The sequence below is a fragment of the Limnofasciculus baicalensis BBK-W-15 genome, from assembly GCF_024178385.1.
GTDB lineage: Bacteria > Cyanobacteriota > Cyanobacteriia > Cyanobacteriales > Coleofasciculaceae > Limnofasciculus > Limnofasciculus baicalensis.
Genome location: NZ_JAMZMM010000454.1, coordinates 1 through 4,143, shown reverse-complemented (window position 1 = coordinate 4,143; position 4,143 = coordinate 1). Strand labels below are relative to the sequence as shown.

Annotated in this window: 5 protein-coding genes; 2 read left to right on the top strand and 3 right to left on the bottom strand. The window is 40.2% G+C overall.

Going from position 1 to position 4,143, the window contains the following annotated elements; genetic code table 11:
* Nucleotides 1-137 precede the first annotated feature (137 nt).
* Together NJ959_RS30325 and NJ959_RS26425 are read left to right on the top strand one after the other, a co-directional pair.
* Nucleotides 138-260 (top strand): hypothetical protein, encoded by a 123-nt coding sequence (locus NJ959_RS30325; protein WP_256529835.1) that lies wholly within the window; start codon nt 138-140, stop codon nt 258-260.
* 818 nt (nt 261-1,078) lie between these two features.
* A complete protein-coding gene (locus NJ959_RS26425; protein WP_254014742.1) occupies nt 1,079-1,696 on the top strand; it encodes a YdcF family protein in 618 nt (205 codons plus the stop codon).
* 155 nt (nt 1,697-1,851) lie between these two features.
* Here NJ959_RS26425 and NJ959_RS26420 read toward each other — a convergent pair whose 3' ends face one another.
* The 3 genes from NJ959_RS26420 to NJ959_RS26410 form a co-directional block, all read right to left on the bottom strand.
* Nucleotides 1,852-2,049, bottom strand: coding sequence for a hypothetical protein (locus NJ959_RS26420; protein ID WP_254014741.1), 198 nt, complete (start codon nt 2,047-2,049; stop codon nt 1,852-1,854).
* Nucleotides 2,049-3,434 (bottom strand): AAA family ATPase, encoded by a 1,386-nt coding sequence (locus tag NJ959_RS26415; protein ID WP_254014740.1) that lies wholly within the window; start codon nt 3,432-3,434, stop codon nt 2,049-2,051. The genes NJ959_RS26420 and NJ959_RS26415 overlap by 1 nt, the downstream gene beginning before the upstream one ends.
* Before the next feature lie 167 nt (nt 3,435-3,601).
* Nucleotides 3,602-3,898 (bottom strand): DUF2288 domain-containing protein, encoded by a 297-nt coding sequence (locus NJ959_RS26410; protein ID WP_254014739.1) that lies wholly within the window; start codon nt 3,896-3,898, stop codon nt 3,602-3,604.
* Nucleotides 3,899-4,143: the final 245 nt, after the last annotated feature.

The following is a 4,143-nucleotide window of genomic DNA, read 5'->3' as shown; positions in this document are numbered from 1 at the left end:
ATACGGCATCCGCTGTTCCACTACCCATTTTGACTTTTTCAGTTATAATAGTGGCTTGCCTTGGGGCTGTGGCTCAGATGGATAGAGCAAGCGCCTCCTGAAGAATCGGGCACGGTGGGGGAAACTCCGCAAAGTGAATGTGGTCAAATTCGGTGAAACCTACAGAGGAAACGGGATATCCGGTACTCTATGGCAATACCGAGCCAAGCCTGAAGCAGATTAGGTTGCGTAATTGTCATTTTGAGATTGCGATCGCCTAAAATCAGTTCAGGAAGGTGGAGAGACTAGACGGCCACCGCCTAAAGGCTTTTTGTCTATGGTGAAGGTATAGTCCGGAGAGTGGGGAAACTCACACAAATCTGAAGCGCTAGGTCGCCGGTTCAAATCCGGCCAGTCCCGTTTAAACTAAACTATGTTAGAGAGGGCAATTGCTTTGAGGACAGAGCGATTGTCTCCTAGAATACCGCATGACCAAATTGGTGTTTTAAAATACTAATACAATTTATAATTTCCTTTCCTATCTTGGTGGATCTACAAAATCTTTCCCATTTCAGGCATAATAAATTATTTGCTTATCTCCCATCAAACAATATTGCCATAAATCCTCCGCTACAGTCTCCTTGACTTAATAGTGGAAATAAGTCAACAATCTTTACGGATGGTTAGAGGATAGCAGAGAAAAGTTTTGAGTGGGGAGGTTAGACTGTTTTTTTGCTTTTACAGGGCTTACACAAAGTCTAGATAGGTAGGGTGCGTTAGCAAAGCGTAACGCACCACTCCAACTACAGCAATTTTCAGGTATATGAGGCACAGAGAAACCTGGTTTCTCAAAGAAACCAGGTTTATGGGGCATACTTCATAAACCTGCAATCTGCTGTATATGTGGTGTAGTTGCGTAAATCCTATTTTATTTGAAAGCACTTGACAGTACCGTTAGTCTGGAAAGACAATTTCCAGATGAAAGCTTTTAGCTAGTCAGTATTCGGGGGTGAGTCAATAGATAATCTCTGATATCTGATAGCTTGTCAAGCCCCAAAGAGTACTTCCTCTCGATTCCACCTGATTTATCTGTTTATTCATGCTTTTAAGAATTTCTGCCAGTAAGCAGCAAGGCTTGTCTTCAAAACCTCGACAGTCTAAAGTTAAATTATTGTTATGGCTGATGCCGTTTTTATCCCTTTGGTTAATCTCTGGCTATAAGCAAATTCAAAGCTATTTCCTACAACCGGAAGCCATTTTGGTTTTAGGAGGAGAAGAAGAGCGAGAACTATTTGCAGCTAAGTTTGCCCAGGAGCATCCAAAACTAGAGATATGGGTATCTTCAGGTAGCCCGGAATGGTACACTAACAGGGTTTTTGCCAAAGCTGGCATAAAAAAAGACCGTTTACATATTGACCGTCAAGCAACAGATACGGTGACAAACTTTACTACTCTAGTAGATAAATTGGAAGCCAAAGGGATTGATGGAGTATATTTAATTACCTCCGACGATCACATGCGCCGCGCTCGCGTAATCGGTGAAATTGTGTTTGGTAGTCGAGGAATTTTACTGAAACCAGTACCTGTTAAATTGGGACGGAAACCTGAACCAATTGAAAAATGTTTTCGAGATGGTGCAAGATCGTTACTGTGGGTGACTACGGGGCATACAGGTGCTACTCTTGGTCAATCCGGAGGATTTATTAATAAGAAATAGTTTAACTTTATTTTTTACATTGGATCAAATCGTTAAATTGAAAAGATGAGCCACTCCTCACTATCATTTTTATTTTTGAGGAATAGTCAGGAGTGGGATCAAACCGTGTTTTTCTCTTAGGGATGCTGATGTTCTTGATGCTAATAAAACGATACTCATAATTCTTGAGGAACTTCGGTTGATTCCAAAATCGCTTTGATGATAATGACTTTATCGTCATCAGGCATTCCATCAATTGTTACAGAATAGTTGGCAGGTTCAGGCTCTTTGAGTATAACTTTGTTCTTATCACTTAGCAATGGCACTGTAGCAGTTTCATTAATCATCTCTTTGAGGATAGCAATATCAGACATTACTCCTCACCCCAAAAGATTGCTTCCTGAATTCGATTCATCGTTTCAATAGTGGTATCAAAACTGCGAGCTTCAATCCCTAATTCTGGGTGAATATCTGCGGCTGTAAGGGTTTGGCATTTAGTTTTTCTTGTTTTACCTTCTGGTATTATAGATGCCTCTTCTGCAATATAAACTTTAATTTTTTCAGCACTAATTAATTCTTCTACCCGATAACCTTCTGCTTCAGCAATGCGCTTGAGATGGGGTTTATCGTGGTTGAGCATAATTAGTGTATTCAGTTCTTTGATAATGTAATCGCTATGGGTAGTAATAAAAATCTTAATGCCAAGGTTCACCAGTCGGGCGAAAAGTCGGGCGACGCGGCGCTGATTTTCAGGGTGTAGGTTTAATTCCGGTTCATCCACCATTAGTAAATCGCCAACTTGAGCCTCATGTCTCAGGTAAAAGCCGATATCTAATAGGGAACGAACAGCGCTAGAACTTTCATCCATAGAAAGCTTAACCCCTTTACCCTTTGGCTCATAATAAAGTTGATCGTTATGGGTGACAGTGTATTTACCGCCGATGATGTCAGCGAAATCTGCCAATATATCGGGATGATTCTCAGCAATGAAACTACTTTTTTTAACAATGGTTTCAAGTCGCCGGATAAAATCTACATTTGTCTTTATCGGCAGCGCATAGTCTCCATAATCTTTGAGGAGAAGTTCTGTTCGATCGATATTTTGTCCAGCATCACTTATTTCTTCAAATAAGCGATTGCGGTCGAAATTCAAGTCTTTACGAAAAATGGCAGCACCAGTTCGTTCCGTACTAGCAATAAAAGGACGAGGAAAAAGCGGAACAAAAATAATGTTTTTTAGCGCGTCAGCGATGATCTGTTCAAGGATGTCATTGGGGATTTTTACATTTTCTTTTTCTACTAACAACGTGACGACTAATTCTGTACTTTGTTCAGTTTTAGCAATCGAGAAAAGTGAAGCATCACCGAAGCGAGTTTCCAGGTAAAACTTGCTTAACAAAGTAATCTTTTTTGTCTCCAAGATCGCCTGAAATTGTGTTTCTTTAAATCGTTCAGCTACTGCTGCAAAAATCTTCGGTAATTCCTTTGTATATGCCTGACAACCTTGAGCGATAATCTGAAGAGCTTGTTCGACATATTCTTGTATATCAAGACGAATTACGCCGTCAGCAAGGAGTCGATCGATCTGATCCTTTTTGATTTTGATTGAAAACATCCGCCGCCAAGTATACAAAAAGCCAAATAGGGCGTAAGTAGCATAAGTTTTGCCAGTATTGTTGTTACCACAAATGATCGTAAAGTCGCCAATGGTGAATTCAGCTTGCTTTAAAGCACCAAGATTTTTGACTTTAATTTTCATTGTCTTATTCCTTGTTCATGAAGTAAATTATATCATGGTATGTGGTTAAATTAAATTACGATAACTGGTATATTTTTATTACTTGCGCAAATTATCAATCAGTAGGGTGCGTTATGCTTTGCTAACGCACCATTGTGAAGATCATCCTCTATTTGTCGATTCCCTACCTAAGCTCTTGCTAATTCTTTCACCAAGATATAAGGTTGGACAATCAAAGCCTGAAAACGGATAGTTTTGTCACCATTCCAAGCAGTCAGTTGCTCTGGTAAAGGCTTATGTAGTTGCTGCTTACTAATCCAATCCTGAACAGATAAGGTATCATCGTGAGCGAAAGCTACCCCGACATCCAGTAAGTCTAGATTTTCAGTCACAAAAATTACAACATCTCGTTTCACATGGGGAATTAGCCATTCCCATTCCGCTTCATCGAGTATTTCCGATAGTTCCGCTCTTAAATCCTGCATTGTTCAAAAATTATGCCGTAATCATGGCTTATTTTACATGGATTTTGTCAGAAATGAAGTAGACCTGAGAAACCCGGTTTCTTCAAGAAACCGGGTTTATGGAATACCTCGCTCATCTGAAAAGGATCGTTTCCGTGAGAAAATCGAGCTGTGAACAAAAAACCGCGATCGCAAAGCGCCACTGCAAGCAAATCCCCTTCCCATATAATCTTACTTCCTTATTCATCTCCCCTTTATCCCTTCCT